The organism is Ensifer sp. ENS10, assembly GCF_014852025.1.
In the GTDB taxonomy this organism is placed as follows: Bacteria; Pseudomonadota; Alphaproteobacteria; order Rhizobiales; family Rhizobiaceae; genus Ensifer.
The window spans coordinates 1-316 of sequence record NZ_JACVAS010000053.1 but is presented as its reverse complement, the minus strand read 5'-3'; the positions used below and the strand labels follow the sequence as shown (position 1 = coordinate 316).

The 316-nt window shown below is 52.8% G+C and carries 1 rRNA gene; it reads left to right on the top strand.

The features are described from left to right. Positions 1-212: 212 nt before the first annotated feature. Positions 213-316, top strand: a 23S ribosomal RNA gene (locus tag IB265_RS36335); the annotation flags it as partial.

Here is a 316-nt window from a genome sequence, read left to right as displayed (position 1 = left end):
TGGATTGGTGTTGCCTGACCGCGCATCACCGGACAGATCTCGAGAAGCTGGTCTTAAGATATGGCGCAAGTGAACCGCTCGGCGTGGTTCCAATAAAGCGACCGTATCGAACACGTCGATGGCATCTCATAAGGATTGGGTTGTAAAAGGTAACCCTTTCTGCCGCGTCCCTTCGGGACGACGGCTAATGGATGAGCATTGGCAATGAGAACGATCAAGTGAAAGAAGGGCATTTGGTGGATGCCTTGGCATGCACAGGCGATGAAGGACGTGATACGCTGCGATAAGCCGTGGGGAGCTGCGAATGAGCTTTGAT